The following is a 13,922-nucleotide window of genomic DNA, read 5'->3' as shown; positions in this document are numbered from 1 at the left end:
TACCGGTGGATCACTTGCACTTCTTGCCGGTGTTGATGCAGTTGACCAGGGTGTTCATCAGGTTCTCGTCGAAGACGTTGATGAAGTCACCGTGGTCGGTGATGGGCTTGTGGAGCTGCTCCGGGAAGGAGTCGACCGCGAAGCCCGGGCCCGGCGGAACGTTGTAGACGATGCGCTGCTGGAGCTGCGGGATCGCCTTGAAGCCGTTGCCGCAGTTGCCGTTGGCGTCGGCGAACGCGACGTGGGTGCGGTGGTTGGCGCTGTCCGTGTTCACGCCGTCCCAGCAGCTCTGGAACTTGAACGTACGCACGACCTGGGAACCCTCGGGGCAGATCGGGTACTTGTCCTTGAGCTGGCGGTCCTCGAAGCCGGTGCAGCTCCACGAGGCGTTGGCGTTGGCGTCGCCGTTCACGAACGCCTTGGCGTCACCGGTGATGATGCGCATGAGCCGCGGCATCGCCGTGACCTTGGACTTCGGGTTGCCCACGAAGGTGTTGGTGACCTGCGACGGCGTCTGGATGATGCCGGCGTTGCCTTCCTTGCCGCCACCGTCGGCGTTCTGGTCGGCCTCCTGCTGACCGTTCTGGAGGCGCAGCACCGGCCAGAAGTACGAGGACTTGTCGCCCTGGTTCGCGCAGGTGGTCTGCGCGGCGGCGAGGGACTCGTCGGTCGCGAACGCGTCGTTGGACTGGTTGCCCACGTAGTCGTGCATGTGGTGGGCGCCGTTGCTCACACCCGGGGCGACGATGACGTTGTCGGGGTTGAACAGGCGGTTCTCGTTACGGCCGCACTCCGTGGTGAAGGTGCCCTTCGAGGCGCCCCGGCCGTTGCGGGCCTGCTGGACGTTGGGCTGGACGGTCGTGATGTCGACGAAGTCGGAGGCTTCGGGGCCGTTACCAGCCTGGCCGCCGCCCTGACCGCCATTCTGGCCGCCGTCCTGACCCTGGTCCTGACCGCCATTCTGACCGCCGTTCTGGTTCTGGTCCTGGCCGCCGCCGTTCTGGCCGCCGTCCTGACCGTTCCCCTGACCACCGTTCTGGCCGTTGTCCTGGCCACCGTTCTGGCCGTTGTCGCCCTGGCCGCCGTTCCGGCCCCCGCCGTTGCCGCCGCCGCCCCGGCCGCCGCGCCCCTTGCCGGCCTTGGTCTCGTCGGCGCGCAGAGTGCAGCCGGAGAGCGACTCAAGACCCTGCGGACGCTCGCCCGACCGGCCGATCGCGATGGCGATCCGGTCGAGCGCCGCGGTCCGCTTGGCCTTCAGCGGGCCGAGAATGGCGTTGTCGGCATACCCGGCGTCCTGCTCGATCGCCCGCTTCTCGCTGGCGAACTTGGCGTAGGCCTCGGTGATCTGGGTGTCCATCTTGGCGAGTTCGTTGTCGACCTCGGCCCGGGCCGACTCAGGCACCTGAGTCAGCCGGTTGGACGGGTCGGGGCAACTGATGGTCGACCACGACTGGGCCACGTTCTGGGTTTGTCCGCCGGACTTGCCCTCGCCCGCCGATGCGTAGACGTTGACCGCTGCCAGACCACCCCCGCCCAGGAGCAGGGCAGCCCCGGCGACGATCGCCCGGTTTGCCACTGTGGAGCGTTTTCTCGATGTGCGTGACATGGAACTCCTCAAGCTTCGTTGCCGGTTACAGGAAAATCGCGGCAGGGGGAGAAGCGAAGCGCTCCGTTCCATACGGGCCTCAAACGTGGGGTGTTCAGAGGCTCGTGGAATTCATAGAAACCTCCATCAACAAAACGGGCGGATGCCGTTCATTCGGGCCTCGGGGGCGGATGGGGAGGACGGGACGGCGGAGGGGCGGCGCCCCGGGACGCGGCTTTTGTGATCTGCCGCCCGCCGGGACGGGATGGCACGATGTGCGGACCATGACGCCCACGAGGACGATGACGCCTGCGGCCGCCGTGACGGCTGAGGCGGCCGCGACGGCCGTGACGCCTGCGACGGTCGCGGCGGCCGCGACGCCTGCGATGCCTGCGGCGGTCGCAGCACCTGCGCGCTCTGCGGTGCCTGTGAGGCATGCGCCGCTTGCGCGGCCTGCGGCGATCGCGGCGCCTGTGCGGCGCACGGTGCCTGCGGGGCGCGCTGCGCTTGCGCGGCTCACGGTGCCTGCGCGGCCTGTGCGGCGCGCGGTGCCTGCGGGGTCTGCGGTGCCTGTCGGCGGGATGACCGCGCCGGGGTCTCCGCTGCGCGTCGTACGTGCCGTGGCCTTCGCGGTGGTGTGCGTGACGCTGGCGGCGCTGGGGCACGCGCTGGCGGCGGAGCTGCTGGCCGGGTCCGGGGCCGTTGCCGGTGGTTCGGCTGGGGCTGTGGGTGCCTCCGGGGTGGCGGCGCACGGGGTCTCGGTGCCGGTGCTGCTGACCGCCTTCGTGGTGACCGCGTGCGCCGCCTGGCTCGCGGGCGGGCGGCGCCGGGGCGTGCTCTCGATCGGGGCCGGGCTGCTCACCGTCCAGGCGCTGCTGCACCTCCTCTTCGCCGGGGCGCTGGTCCCGGGACTCGGTGACGCGGGGCACGTGTCGCACGCGGGGTCCGGGTCCTCCGGGTCCGGAGCCGGTACGGGGATGGGCGCGGGCGGCATGGGTATGGGCCTGGGGACGGGTCCGGGTACGGACCCGGAGATGGCGCCCGGGGGGTCCTCCGGGCCCCTGGGGATGGTGGCCGTACCGCTCTCCGCCCTCGCCCGACTCCTCGACGTGGCCCCGGTCATGGTCGCCGCCCACCTCCTCGGCGCGGCCGTCTGCGCCCTCTGGCTCGCCCGGGGCGAGGCGGCGCTCTTCCGGCTCGTCGAGGCCTTCGGGGCGCTCGCGTTCACCCCGCTGCGGCTCCTGCTCACGGCGGGCCGGCTGCCCGCCGCGCCCCGGCTGATCCGGCCCGGTCCCCGTGCCGCCCGGGTACGCCGTTTCCGGGGGGTCGTGCTCGCCCACACGCTGTCCCGGCGCGGGCCGCCCGCGTGCCGTACCGCACGCGCCACGGCCCCAGGAGCCGTCGCCCGCACCGCCTGAACCGTCCGGTCCGTCCGGGCACGGCGAGGAGGGAGGGGACGGCCGGGGTCCTTCCAGGCCGCTTCACGGCCTGTTCCCTTGCCGAACCCGACGCCTAGGACAGCCATGCCCATCGACGACCCCGTACAGGGCAGAGAATCGCCCACCGCCGAGGACGCGGAGCCGACGCCCCGGCCCACATCCACACCCGAGCCCGCCCCCAAGGGAGCACCCGAGCCCACCCTCAAGGGGACACCCGAGCCGACGCTCAAGGGAGCCCCCGAGTCCGCGCCGCCCTCCTCCTGGAGCGTGCTGCGCCCCCTCGTCCTCCGGCTCCACTTCTACGCGGGCGTTCTCATCGCCCCGTTCCTCCTCATCGCCGCCGCCAGCGGCTTCCTCTACTCCCTCTCCCACCAGGCCGAGAAGGTGATCTACCGCCACGAACTCCGCGCCCCGGTGGGCGACCGCACCCTCCCGCTCACCGACCAGCTCGCCGCCGCCCGCGCCGCGCACCCGGAGGGCACCGTCACCTCCGTACGCCTCCCCTCGGAGGAGGGCGCGACCACCCGGGTCCTCATGTCCACCCCGGACATGGAGGAGTTCAAGTCGCTGGCCGTCTTCGTCGACCCGTACACGGCGGAGGTGCGCGGCACGCTGATCAGTTACGGCAGCTCCGGCGCCCTCCCGGTGCGCACCTGGCTCTCCGAGGTGCACCGCCACCTCCAGCTCGGTGAACCGGGCCGCATCTACAGCGAGCTGGCCGCGAGCTGGCTCTGGGTGGTGGCCCTGGGCGGGCTGGTCCTCTGGATCAGCCGCAAGCGCTCCTCGAAACGCGCCCTGGTGGTGCCCGAGCGGGGCGCGCGGGGCCGGCGCAGAACGCTCTCGCTGCACGGTTCGCTCGGGATGGTGGCCGCCGTCGGCCTGGTGCTGCTCTCCGCCACGGGGCTGACGTGGTCCACGTACGCGGGCGAGAACATCACCGCGATCAAGGACCAGCTCGGCTCGTCCACCCCGACGGTCTCCGCCACGCTCGACGGGGCGTCAGGAGGCGGTACGGGCGCCGGCGGTACCGGCCACGAGGGCCACGAGGGGCACGACTCGACGGCCGATATGCCCGACATGCCCGGTATGGACGGGAAGGGCGGCACGGACATCGGGATCGACCTCGCCCTTGTCGCCGCCCGCCAGGCCGGCCTCGACGGGCCGGTCGCGGTGACCCTGCCCACCGAGGGCAAGGGCTATGTGATCGCCCAGACGGACAACCAGTTTCCGGTACGGCTGGACTCGGTCGCCGTCGACCCCGCCAACGGCATGGTCATCGACACGCTGCGGTTCTCCGACTACCCGGTCCTCGCCCAGCTCACCCGGTACGGGATCGACATCCACATGGGCGTCTTCCTCGGGCTGGTCAACCAGCTCCTGCTGGCCGCCCTCGCACTGGCGCTGATCCTGCTCATCGTCTGGGGCTACCGGATGTGGTGGCTGCGCCGCCCCACCAAGGAGCGCCGGCTGAGCATGGGCCGCGCGATACCGCGCGGCGCCTGGCGGAGGGTGCCGATGGCGGTGCTGGTGCCGCTCGCTGTGGTGACGGGGCTGATCGGCTGGCTGCTGCCGGTGTTCGGGATCAGCCTGGCGGCGTTCCTGGTGGTGGACGGGGTGCTGGGGCTCGTATCCGGGGCGCGCGCGTCGTCCCGTACCCCTGCGGCCTGAGCGGTACGTGAAGAGGCCCGCCCGGACCGGTGCGTGACGCCGGTCCGGGCGGGCCTCCGCGACTCGGGGGCTCGGGGGCTCGGGGACTCAGGGAATGTACTTGTACCCGACGCGCCGCACGGTCTGGATCGTACGGCGCCGCTCCGCGCCCAGCTTCCGGCGCAGCCGCGCGACATGGACGTCGACGGTCCGGCCGTCGCCCACGTGCCCGTACCCCCACACCGTGGTCACGAGCTGATCGCGGCTGTGCACCCGGTGCGGGTGGGCGACCAGGTGCGCGAGCAGCTCGAATTCGAGGTACGTGAGATCGAGCTGCCGGCCGTCCACGGCGGCGGTCCGCCGCACCGAGTCGATCGACACGGGCCCGCCGCCGGCGGGAACCGGTGCGCTCGCCGGTGCCCCGGTCACCGGCGTTCCGTTCACCGGTGCCCCGGCGGGGGCCACGTGCTGAGACGGGTGCGCGGGATGCGCGGGATGCGCGGGGTGCACCGGGTGCTGATCGGCCGGTACGAGGACGAGGTAGCCGATCATCGGCGGCTGACCCGGCAGCGTGGGGAGCGTGTGCGGGGGCGCGGGCAGCCAGGTCGCGCCGGGCGGCAGGAAGTCCACCACCTGGGCGCCGGGCGGCGGGAGCGGCGTCTCGTCGCTGTCGACGACGGCCCGGAGCCGGTGCCGGCCGGGGGACGGTGACGGGGACGGGGCGGGGGAGGCGGAAGGGAAGGGACCGGGAACGGAGGAGAGGGAGTTCGCCATGAGGGCAGCTCTTTCGCGCGGAGGACTCGTCGAGTCGTCGTGTCGACGAGGACGGACGGGACGTACGTACGTCTGCGCGGCGGCCGAAGGCCAGGAAGGCTTTAGAGGGCCGGCGCGTTCCTCACGCGGCAACACACCCGGTCGAAGTCATGATGCTGCCGGGACGGCCAGAACGGCTCCAGGTCGGAGCGACCCGTCGCGGTGTGCTGGTAGCTGGCCATGGACCCATTGAAGCAGATCGGGGCGGGGCGCAGCAGCCTCCGGGGAACAATCCGAATCCCGGGGTGGACAAGGCCGGGACACACGAGATGCCGGGACACACGAGATGCCGGGACACACGAGACGGGGGCGGGTGCCCCGTACGGCACCCGCCCCCACCACCACGACGGCCCGGACTCGGCCGGCCCGGACTCGGCCGGCCCGGACTCGGCCGGCCCGGACTCGGCCGGCCCGGACTCGGCCGGCCCGGACTCGGCCGGCCCGGACTCGGCCGGACCGGTCTCGGCTCGGCTCAGACCTGTCCGGCCTTCTCCAGCGCCGTGCAGCAGGTGTCCACGATCAGCCGGGTGACCACGTACGGGTCGACGTTGGCGTTCGGGCGGCGGTCCTCGATGTACCCCTTGCCGTCCTTCTCGACCTGCCAGGGGATACGGACGGACGCGCCCCGGTTCGAGACGCCGTAGCTGTACTCGTTCCACGGGGCGGTCTCGTGCAGGCCGGTCAGCCGGTCGTCGATGCCCGCGCCGTAGTTCTTGACGTGGTCGAGCGGCTTCGAGCCCTCGCCCAGCGACTCGCAGGCGGTGATGATCGCGTCGTACCCCTCGCGCATCGCCTTCGTCGAGAAGTTGGTGTGCGCGCCGGCGCCGTTCCAGTCGCCCTTCACCGGCTTGGGGTCGAGCGTCGCGGAGACGCCGAAGTCCTCCGCCGTGCGGTAGAGGAGCCAGCGCGCCAGCCAGAGCTGGTCGGAGACCTCCAGCGGGGAGAGCGGGCCCACCTGGAACTCCCACTGGCCCGGCATGACCTCGGCGTTGATACCGGAGAGGCCGAGACCGGCCTTGAGGCAGTTGTCGAGGTGGGCCTCGACGATCTCGCGGCCGAAGATCTCGTCCGAGCCGACGCCGCAGTAGTAGCCGCCCTGCGCGGCCGGGAAGCCGCCCTCGGGGAAGCCGAGCGGGCGGCTGCCCTGGAAGAACGTGTACTCCTGCTCGATCCCGAAGACCGGCTCCTGCGCGGCGAACTTCTCCGCCACCTCGGTGAGCGCCGCGCGGGTGTTCGACTCGTGCGGGGTCATGTCGATGTTCAGGACCTCGCAGAGGACGAGGACGTCGGAGCCGCCGCGGATCGGGTCGGGACAGGAGAAGACCGGCTTCAGTACGCGGTCGGAGGCGTGGCCCTCGGCCTGGTTGGTGCTCGAACCGTCGAAGCCCCAGATGGGCAGTTCGGCGCCGTCGGCGAGGATCTTCGTCTTCGAGCGGAGCTTCGCGGTCGGCTCGGTGCCGTCGATCCAGATGTACTCAGCCTTGTAGGTCACGGGGCCTCGATCCTTTGCGGGTGCGGCAGGTGGTGGCGGGTGGTGGCCGGTGCGCACCTACGTTCCGTACGCGTACGCAGATATGCGCTATGGCGAAGCCTCGCAATGAGGGATTTCCCTACCGTTGCCCTCTTGTGAACCACGTGTTACTCAGGTTTGGCGCAGGAGTGGTCGTACGTCCAAGCGGCCCCGCAGGCGGGCCGACCCGCGGCCCTCTCCCCCACGCCGGCCCCGGACGGCAGACTGGCCCGCATGGACAAGCCTTCGGACACCTCGACGAGCACGCCTGCGGAAACGTCACGTACCAGCATGAAGAGGCTGCCGGACCGGCCGCGCATCGGACTTCTGGGCACCGGCCCGTGGGCGGAACGTACGCACGCCCCCGCGCTCACCGCCCACGACGGGGTCGAGTTCAGCGGCGTCTGGGGGCGGCGCCCCGAGGCCGCCGCCGCGCTCGCCGGGGCCCATGGCACCACGGCCCACTCCGGCGAGGCCGGCCTGGACGCGCTCTTCGCCGCGAGCGACGCGATCGCCTTCGCCCTGCCCCCGGACGTCCAGGCGCCCCTGGCGGCCCGCGCTGCGGCGGCCGGCTGCCACCTGCTGATGGACAAGCCGGTCGCGACGACGGTACGCGGCGCCCGCGAGGTCGCGGAGGCGGCGGAGGCGGCCGGGGTGGCGTCGGTCGTCTTCTGCACGCTGCGGTACGCGGAGGCCACCGCCGCGTGGCTGGACGAACAGGCCGCGCGGGGCGGCTGGTTCACGGCCCACGCATGGTGGCTCGGGGCGCTCTACGCACCGGGGGAGGAGGACAGCCCGTACGCCGCTTCGCCGTGGCGCCGTGCGAAGGGCGGCCTGTGGGACGTCGGCCCGCATGCCCTCTCCGCGCTGATCCCGGTGCTGGGCGACGTGACGTCGGTGACGGCCGTACGGGCGGAACCGGACCTCACTCACCTCGTCCTGCGCCATGAGTCCGGGGCGGCCAGTACGGCGGCGCTGAGCCTGAGCGCGCCGAAGGAGGGCGCGGGGGCGGGCCTGGAGCTGCGCGGCGAGCACGGTGTCGCGGTGCTCGGTACGGAGACGCGGGGCGACCCGGTGGACGCGTTCCGGCGGGCGGTCGACGCGCTGCTGGATTCGGCGCGCACGGGCCGCCCCGACCCGTGCGACGTACGGTTCGGGCTCCGCCTGACGGAGATCCTGGCGGAGGCGGAGACCCAAGTGGGGGTGGCGGCGGAGGCGGAGGAGCGGGCAGGCGGGGCCGGTCTGCCCCGGGAGCGCCCGGAACCCTAGTCGACGCTGCGGATCCGGGCGCTCCGGTCGACCCGTTCGTCCTCCGGTACGTGCTCGACGCGGTTGGACGGGTCGGCCCACTCGATGGAGGGCGGGGTGTTCCGCGTACCGTTCGAGCCGTACGTGTCGTTGACGACGGAGCAGTCACCGGTGCCAGGGGTGCCAAGGGTGTCCGGGGCGGTGGACCAGCCGACGCACACCGCCGAGGTCCCGTGCCGGGGCCGCGCGTCGGGCACCAGCGCCGCCGCACCGTCCACGAGCCCGGCCAGCGCAGCGGCGCCGACGAAGAGGGCGAGCCACCGGTACCCGGACAGCCGCCCGGACAAACGGCCGGAGGGACGCCCAGACGTGGAACCAGACATGCGTACGGACTCCTGTCCCGGCCCCGGATCAACGGGTCCGACGGGGTTCGGTCGCCGCTAGGTACGGCCCCGGGGGCCGCCTCACTCATCGCAACAGGAGCAACATGCGTCACACAGCTCACGCAGAGGACAACGCAGAGAACAACGCAGAGGACAACGGAGAGAACGGCGGAGGGACCGGCGGAGAGACCGGCAGGGGAAACGGCGGTGGGAACGGCATAGGGAACGGCAGAGAGAGCGACCTGCGGGCCTTCGAGGAGGCGTACGACGCGGTCCTCGCCCAGTGGCCCGAAGCCACCGTCACCTCCACGCTCCCCACCCGGTACGGCACGACGCACCTCACGAGCTGCGGCCCCCCGGACGCGCCACCCGTCGTCCTGCTCCCCGGCGGCGGCGCCACCGCGACCGGCTGGGCCGGGACGGCCACCGAACTCGCCCGTACGCACCGGGTCCACGTGCTCGACCTGATCGGAGACCCGGGCCGCAGCGTGGCGAGCGGCCCCCGGATCCGTACGGTCGAGGCGCTGATGACCTGGCTGGACGAGACCCTGGCAGCGCTCCCCGCCGGAGGGGCACCCGGAGCCGGAGAGGCCCCCGGGGCTGAAGGGGCCCCCGTCCCCACCCCGATCACCCTCTGCGGCCACTCCTACGGCGCCTGGATCGCCCTCCATTACGCGCTGCACGCCCCGCAGGGCCGCCTCCGCCGGCTGGTGCTCCTCGACCCGACCCAGTGCTTCACCGGCCTGCGCCCGGCGTATGTCGCGCGGGCGCTGCCCATGCTGCTGCGCCCCACGGCACGGCGTATCCGGGCCTTCCTGGAGTGGGAGACGGCGGCCTCGGCCGCCCCGCTCGACCCGGCGTGGCTGCGGCTCCAGGAACGTACCGCCGACTTCCCCGCCGTACGCCCCGTCACCGGCCCGCGCCCGGACCCGGCGGCGCTGCGGACCCTGACGACCCCGGCCCTGCTGCTCCTCGCGGGGGCCGGAAAGGCGCAGGACGCCGCCCGCGTCGCGCGGCGGGCCGGGGAGCTGCTTCCCGGGGCGACGACGGAGATCCTGCCGACCGCCACCCACCACGCGCTGCCCCTCGCGGCACCGCCCGGTACGAACGAGCTGATCAGCGGCTTCCTCGCCGACTAGGGCCGGTCTGACAAAGGCTCTTGGACGGGTGCGCGCAGCCAGCGGATGAGCGGGCCAGGAGCAGGCCCCGGCCGTCGCAGGCGAGATGAACCTTGGTGGTCAGCCCGCCGCGGGACCGGCCGAGCGCCTGGCCGGCCGCCGCGCGTGCCGGATCCACGACTCCGACGGAGTCGTCCCGGACCTGGACCCAGACCTGGACCCAGACCTGGACCCGGACCTGTTCAAGCAGACGGGCCCAGGTTCCGTATCAACGATCAGAGCGCTCGTGCGCGGGCTCCCACCCGGGGGCCGTCACGAACCGGCTCAGCCGGTAGGTGGTCGGGAACGCCTGGCGCCCGCACAGCGTGTCGATCCGGATCATCGCCCCGTCGACTCCTGCCTCCCGAAGGAGGCGCAATCGCGTACGCATCTCCGCTTCGTCCCGAGTCTCCACGACCACTTCCCACTGTCCCGCGTCCGGCGCGGTGCGTGCGGCCAGCCGCCGCCTCTCGGCTTCTTGCCGCCGCCTTCTCTTCCCTTGTCCTGGCACCAGCCCAGAATCACGGGCCGCTCCCGGGACGGCAAGGCAATCAGACCCGAGTATGTGGATTCCCGCTCGGTGATCTTTTGCCAGACAGGCCGTAGCGACCTTCTCGCCGACTAGTGGCTTCCTCGCCGGCCGAGGGCGTCGCGTACCGCCTCGTCCGTGCGCGCGACCACCGCCGTACCGTCGTCCGCCGTGACGATGGGCCGCTGGATCAGCCGGGGGTGCGCGGCGAGCGCCGCGATCCAGCGCTCCCGCGCACCCGCGTCCCGCGCCCACCCGGCCACGCCCAGCTCCTTCGCCACGGCCTCCTGGGTCCGGGTGATGTCCCACGGCTCCAGCCCGAGCCGCACCAGCACCGCCCGGATCTCGTCCTCGGAGGGAACGTCCTCCAGATACCGGCGGACGGTGTACGAGGCTCCCTCGGCGTCGAGGAGGGAGAGCGCGCCACGGCACTTGGAACAGGCGGGGTTGATCCAGATCTCCATGGCCCCGAGGCTATCTCCCGCCCCTCCCGTCCCCTCTTCCGTACCGCCCTTCCTCGCCGCCTCTCCCGCCCCCCTCAAGGATCCCTTCCGCCCCCCCTCAAACCGCCTCTGGCCAGGGGCGATTGTCAGTGGTGGGCAGTAAAATGGAGGCAGTTCGTGAGGGTCCCACCACCATGCCGGGAGGCTGACGATGGCTGCTGCCACGACCACGGAGAACACCGGGAAATCCTCGACCACTTCCACGTCCGCGCCCACTTCTTCGACTTCCGCCGCCCCCGCTGCCCCCTCTGTCTCCGCTGCCCCCGCTGTCCAGTCCGTCCAGCGCAAGCGGCTCCCCGCCGGACGGCCCCGGGAGTGGTACGAGAACCACAACCGCCGCCTGAAGGCCATGCGGCTCGCCATCGCGCTGCTCGACTCGGGCGTGTACCGCCCGGCGAGCGCGCCGAACCGCCGGATACGGAGCACGGCGGCCCGGATCGGCGTCCACCGGCCGTCCAACACCACCTGCCGCATGGTGCGGGACCTGATCCGCTGACGCCCGATTCCTGACGGAGAGTCAGGATTCTTGACGGCAAGTCAGCCAGGGGGCCGCCCCCTTCAACTCCCTGACCCCTTGGGAGAGAAGGGGCGGCTCCAGCCCAGCCCAGCCCAGCTCACTCACCCAGGGACCGGCGCCACCGCACCTCACCGTCGTGCCACTCGTCGGTGGGACGGAGCCCGGCGGCGCGGGCGACCGCGCCCGATGCCTCATGGTGCGGATGGATATGGGCGATCACCGTGCCGATGCCCTGCTCGGCCAGCCACCCCACCAGCCCGCGTGCGGCCTCCGTGGCGAACCCGCGCCCCTGCCAGGGGGTCCCCACCACCCACGCGACCTCGGCGACCGTCTCCTCCGGACGGGTGCGGTGCGGGGTGACGGTCGCCTGGACCGTACCGGACAACTCGCCCGACCCCGCCGTCCCCCTTCCCGCCCGCTCCCTCAGCACCCAGTTGCACCAGGAGAAGGCCGGATCGGGCGAGCCTGCGGCCAAGCGCCGGTACCGGATGCGCAGTTGCTCCACCGTGGCGGGCCGGCCGCCGATATACGCATGCAGCGCGGGGTCGGAGAGCACGCCCGCCATCTCCTCCGCGTGTTCGACGCTGAGCGGCAGCAGGGTCAGCCGCTCCGTCTCGATCACGGCCGTCCGTACCCCACTCACGCGGGCTCCTGCCCCTGCCGTACGGACCCGGCCGGCGCGACCGACCCGACCTGCGAGACCGACCCGACCGACCTGACCCAGGGGCGCAGCGGGAGGGTGTGGAGCCGGCCGTGGCGCAGGGCGAACTCCGGCAGGGAGATCCCGAACTCCTCGGAGAGCGCGGCCAGCGCCTCGTACTCGTCGTCGGGATCGATCCCCGGAAACTCCCCCCGTCGCCCTCCCGAGCCGGCCTCCCCCTCCTCCTCATCCCGTTCGAGGAAAAGCTCCTCAGGATCGAGGGAGTCCGGCAACTCCCCCCACTCCTCGGTGATCTCGTCGCCGCGCACGGTGAACCCGAAGACCGACTCCCCGTCCTCCGCGTACGAGAAGTGAAAGGCGCCCCGGGTCCCCGAGTCCGCCGGGCCACCCCGCTCGCACCAGACCGTGACCGACTCGCCGCCCCGCGAGGCCGCCTCGCCCAGGTCGGTCAGCCGCTCCGGCGCGAACGTGTCCGCGAGACGGGCGCCGCTCTCGTACGCGAAGCTCCACTCACCCCCGGACCGCCCGACCCGGGCGACATCCCGCCCCTGCCCCGACCACTGCTCACCCTCACCTTCAACCCTGCCCCCGAGCTCATCCGCCCGGGCAAGCGCCTGGAGCGGCCCCCGCCCGATCCGGACGGCCAGCTCCTCAGGGGAGACGCCGCGTATGAAGACGAAACGGTAGACACCGTCGCGCTCGCCCCCCGGAACCGGCTCGTCCGCGAGCCACGCAAGCCCATCGCCCCCCGAACCAACGGAACTACCTGAACCCCCCGAGCCCTCCAAGCCCCCCAAGCCCTCCAAGCCCCCCAAGCCCCCCGAGCCCTCCAAGCCCCACAAGGCGCCCCCGCCCGCTGCCCCCTCCACTGCTTCCGGTCCCTCCGCCGCCGCCCGTCCCTCCGCACTCCGGGGTGTCTCCAGCAGATACTGCCCGCGCTCCGGAGTGATCACCGGCCCGAGCAGGGGGTCCGCCAGCAGCCCGACAGGACCGAGGAGCTCGCCACCGTACGGCTCCCACTCGCCGATAGCGGCCGCGAGGGTGCGCCAGGCGCCCTCGGTGTCCCCCCAGCGCGCCCGCTCCCGAGCCGCGTCCACCGCAGAGCCGAAGCCCCCGGAGCCGCCGGAACCCCCAGGCCCTTCATCCCGGTACGTACGCGCCACGACAACCGCAACCCCCGGCAGCCCCCCACCCACCAGCGCGTCGAGCTGGCGGCGCAGCTCCTGGGCGCCTGGCCGGCCGCACTCCTCCGCCTCGGTGAACACCTTCAGGGGCCCGTCGACCGCCTCCCCGCGCAGACAGGCCAGCCGCGCCTCCTCGACGGCCGTGTCCAGCTCCCGCGTCGTGTCGTTCGCGAACCCCGGGGTCTTCCCGCCCTCGCGCTGGAAGGCACGGAACATGCTCTGCATCAGCTCCATGAAGGACTCGTGACGCGACTCCTGCTCCCCCTCGCGGAGGTACGCGGCCCACTCCCCGTCGGCGTTCACCTCCCCCGGATCGAGCAGCACCCGCACCGGACCGGAAGCGGCGGAGAGCAGCAACCGCCCCGAATCCGCGCCCCCACCCCCTTCCCCATCCACTTCTCCACCCCCACCCCCACCCCCACCCCCATCCCCTTTCTCGTCGCCCCACCGAACCCCCTCCACGGCCCCCACCACGCCCCGTACCCCCGTCCCGGCGGCGCGCCATCCGTCCGTGACCGCGAGGAACGACCGGTAGGTCGGCGGCAGCACCACACCGGCCCCGAGCCGCGCCTCCAGCGCCCGGATCCGCTCGTCCTCGGCCCCCGCGAACCCGAGCCACCCCGAGGACGGCACCTCTGCCTCCGCGACGCCCTCCTCGCCCCGCGCACCGGGGGAGCCGGCCCAGTCCGCGCTCCACCGTTCGAGGAAGGGAAGCCAGTTGTAGGTCTTCATGCCGTTCATGGTGC

General features: G+C 72.6%; 12 protein-coding genes and 1 pseudogene. 5 read left to right on the top strand and 8 right to left on the bottom strand.

Annotation, left to right across the window (positions count from 1 at the left end; translation table 11 throughout):
- Positions 1-10 precede the first annotated feature (10 nt).
- On the bottom strand, positions 11-1,606 hold the full coding sequence (locus AB0O07_RS12510; protein ID WP_365631103.1) for a DUF1996 domain-containing protein: 1,596 nt from the start codon (positions 1,604-1,606) through the stop codon (positions 11-13).
- Between the two features lie 560 nt (positions 1,607-2,166).
- On the opposite strand from AB0O07_RS12510, the gene AB0O07_RS12505 reads away from it, so the two are divergent.
- Both AB0O07_RS12505 and AB0O07_RS12500 read left to right on the top strand, forming a co-directional pair.
- Positions 2,167-3,003 carry a hypothetical protein gene (locus AB0O07_RS12505; RefSeq protein WP_365631101.1) on the top strand — a complete coding sequence of 279 codons (837 nt, stop codon included), beginning with the start codon at positions 2,167-2,169 and terminating at the stop codon, positions 3,001-3,003.
- A 105-nt stretch (positions 3,004-3,108) separates the two neighbouring features.
- Positions 3,109-4,692, top strand: a complete 1,584-nt coding sequence (locus tag AB0O07_RS12500; RefSeq protein ID WP_365631099.1) for a PepSY domain-containing protein — start codon at positions 3,109-3,111, stop codon at positions 4,690-4,692.
- An 87-nt stretch (positions 4,693-4,779) separates the two neighbouring features.
- On the opposite strand, the gene AB0O07_RS12495 is transcribed toward AB0O07_RS12500, so the two are convergent.
- Together AB0O07_RS12495 and glnII are read right to left on the bottom strand one after the other, a co-directional pair.
- Complete coding sequence (locus AB0O07_RS12495) at positions 4,780-5,445, bottom strand: winged helix-turn-helix domain-containing protein (RefSeq protein WP_365631097.1); 666 nt, start codon at positions 5,443-5,445, stop codon at positions 4,780-4,782.
- Between the two features lie 511 nt (positions 5,446-5,956).
- Positions 5,957-6,976: a glutamine synthetase gene (gene glnII / locus AB0O07_RS12490; protein ID WP_365631095.1), complete on the bottom strand. Its 1,020-nt coding sequence runs from the start codon at positions 6,974-6,976 to the stop codon at positions 5,957-5,959.
- A 309-nt stretch (positions 6,977-7,285) separates the two neighbouring features.
- Here glnII and AB0O07_RS12485 point away from each other — a divergent pair, with 309 nt between their 5' ends.
- Positions 7,286-8,263 carry a Gfo/Idh/MocA family oxidoreductase gene (locus AB0O07_RS12485; RefSeq protein WP_365631093.1) on the top strand — a complete coding sequence of 326 codons (978 nt, stop codon included), beginning with the start codon at positions 7,286-7,288 and terminating at the stop codon, positions 8,261-8,263.
- Here the strand turns inward: AB0O07_RS12485 and AB0O07_RS12480 are convergent.
- On the bottom strand, positions 8,260-8,625 hold the full coding sequence (locus tag AB0O07_RS12480) for a hypothetical protein (RefSeq protein ID WP_365631091.1): 366 nt from the start codon (positions 8,623-8,625) through the stop codon (positions 8,260-8,262). The two genes, AB0O07_RS12485 and AB0O07_RS12480, sit on opposite strands and share 4 nt — an antisense overlap.
- Before the next feature lie 104 nt (positions 8,626-8,729).
- Here AB0O07_RS12480 and AB0O07_RS12475 point away from each other — a divergent pair, with 104 nt between their 5' ends.
- Positions 8,730-9,764, top strand: a complete 1,035-nt coding sequence (locus AB0O07_RS12475; RefSeq protein ID WP_365631089.1) for an alpha/beta hydrolase — start codon at positions 8,730-8,732, stop codon at positions 9,762-9,764.
- A 52-nt stretch (positions 9,765-9,816) separates the two neighbouring features.
- Here AB0O07_RS12475 and AB0O07_RS12470 read toward each other — a convergent pair.
- Positions 9,817-9,897, bottom strand: a pseudogene (locus AB0O07_RS12470) (IS5/IS1182 family transposase); the annotation flags it as partial.
- 506 nt (positions 9,898-10,403) lie between these two features.
- Positions 10,404-10,775 (bottom strand): arsenate reductase family protein, encoded by a 372-nt coding sequence (locus tag AB0O07_RS12465; protein ID WP_365631087.1) that lies wholly within the window; start codon positions 10,773-10,775, stop codon positions 10,404-10,406.
- Between the two features lie 190 nt (positions 10,776-10,965).
- On the opposite strand from AB0O07_RS12465, the gene AB0O07_RS12460 reads away from it, so the two are divergent.
- Positions 10,966-11,310: a hypothetical protein gene (locus AB0O07_RS12460; RefSeq protein WP_365631085.1), complete on the top strand. Its 345-nt coding sequence runs from the start codon at positions 10,966-10,968 to the stop codon at positions 11,308-11,310.
- Positions 11,311-11,428: 118 nt separating this feature from the next.
- Here AB0O07_RS12460 and AB0O07_RS12455 read toward each other — a convergent pair whose 3' ends face one another.
- On the bottom strand, positions 11,429-11,974 hold the full coding sequence (locus tag AB0O07_RS12455; RefSeq protein WP_365631083.1) for a GNAT family N-acetyltransferase: 546 nt from the start codon (positions 11,972-11,974) through the stop codon (positions 11,429-11,431).
- Positions 11,971-13,908 (bottom strand): SMI1/KNR4 family protein, encoded by a 1,938-nt coding sequence (locus AB0O07_RS12450; protein WP_365631081.1) that lies wholly within the window; start codon positions 13,906-13,908, stop codon positions 11,971-11,973. Before AB0O07_RS12450 ends, AB0O07_RS12455 begins: the two co-directional genes overlap by 4 nt.
- Between the last annotated feature and the right edge of the window lie 14 nt (positions 13,909-13,922).

Source organism: Streptomyces sp. NPDC093085 (assembly GCF_040683935.1).
Lineage (GTDB): Bacteria > Actinomycetota > Actinomycetes > Streptomycetales > Streptomycetaceae > Streptomyces.
Note: the sequence above shows the minus strand (reverse complement) of the source record. Positions and strands in the feature narration are given on the sequence as shown.

Bases quoted from the DNA above. Each gene is read 5' to 3' on its own strand.
- AB0O07_RS12510 (WP_365631103.1), bottom strand. From the start codon at position 1,606: ATGTCACGCACATCGAGAAAACGCTCCACAGTGGCAAACCGGGCGATC.
- AB0O07_RS12505 (WP_365631101.1), top strand. From the start codon at position 2,167: ATGACCGCGCCGGGGTCTCCGCTGCGCGTCGTACGTGCCGTGGCCTTC.
- AB0O07_RS12500 (WP_365631099.1), top strand. From the start codon at position 3,109: ATGCCCATCGACGACCCCGTACAGGGCAGAGAATCGCCCACCGCCGAG.
- AB0O07_RS12495 (WP_365631097.1), bottom strand. From the start codon at position 5,445: ATGGCGAACTCCCTCTCCTCCGTTCCCGGTCCCTTCCCTTCCGCCTCC.
- AB0O07_RS12485 (WP_365631093.1), top strand. From the start codon at position 7,286: ATGAAGAGGCTGCCGGACCGGCCGCGCATCGGACTTCTGGGCACCGGC.
- AB0O07_RS12480 (WP_365631091.1), bottom strand. From the start codon at position 8,625: ATGTCTGGTTCCACGTCTGGGCGTCCCTCCGGCCGTTTGTCCGGGCGG.
- AB0O07_RS12475 (WP_365631089.1), top strand. From the start codon at position 8,730: ATGCGTCACACAGCTCACGCAGAGGACAACGCAGAGAACAACGCAGAG.
- AB0O07_RS12465 (WP_365631087.1), bottom strand. From the start codon at position 10,775: ATGGAGATCTGGATCAACCCCGCCTGTTCCAAGTGCCGTGGCGCGCTC.
- AB0O07_RS12460 (WP_365631085.1), top strand. From the start codon at position 10,966: ATGGCTGCTGCCACGACCACGGAGAACACCGGGAAATCCTCGACCACT.
- AB0O07_RS12450 (WP_365631081.1), bottom strand. From the start codon at position 13,908: ATGAAGACCTACAACTGGCTTCCCTTCCTCGAACGGTGGAGCGCGGAC.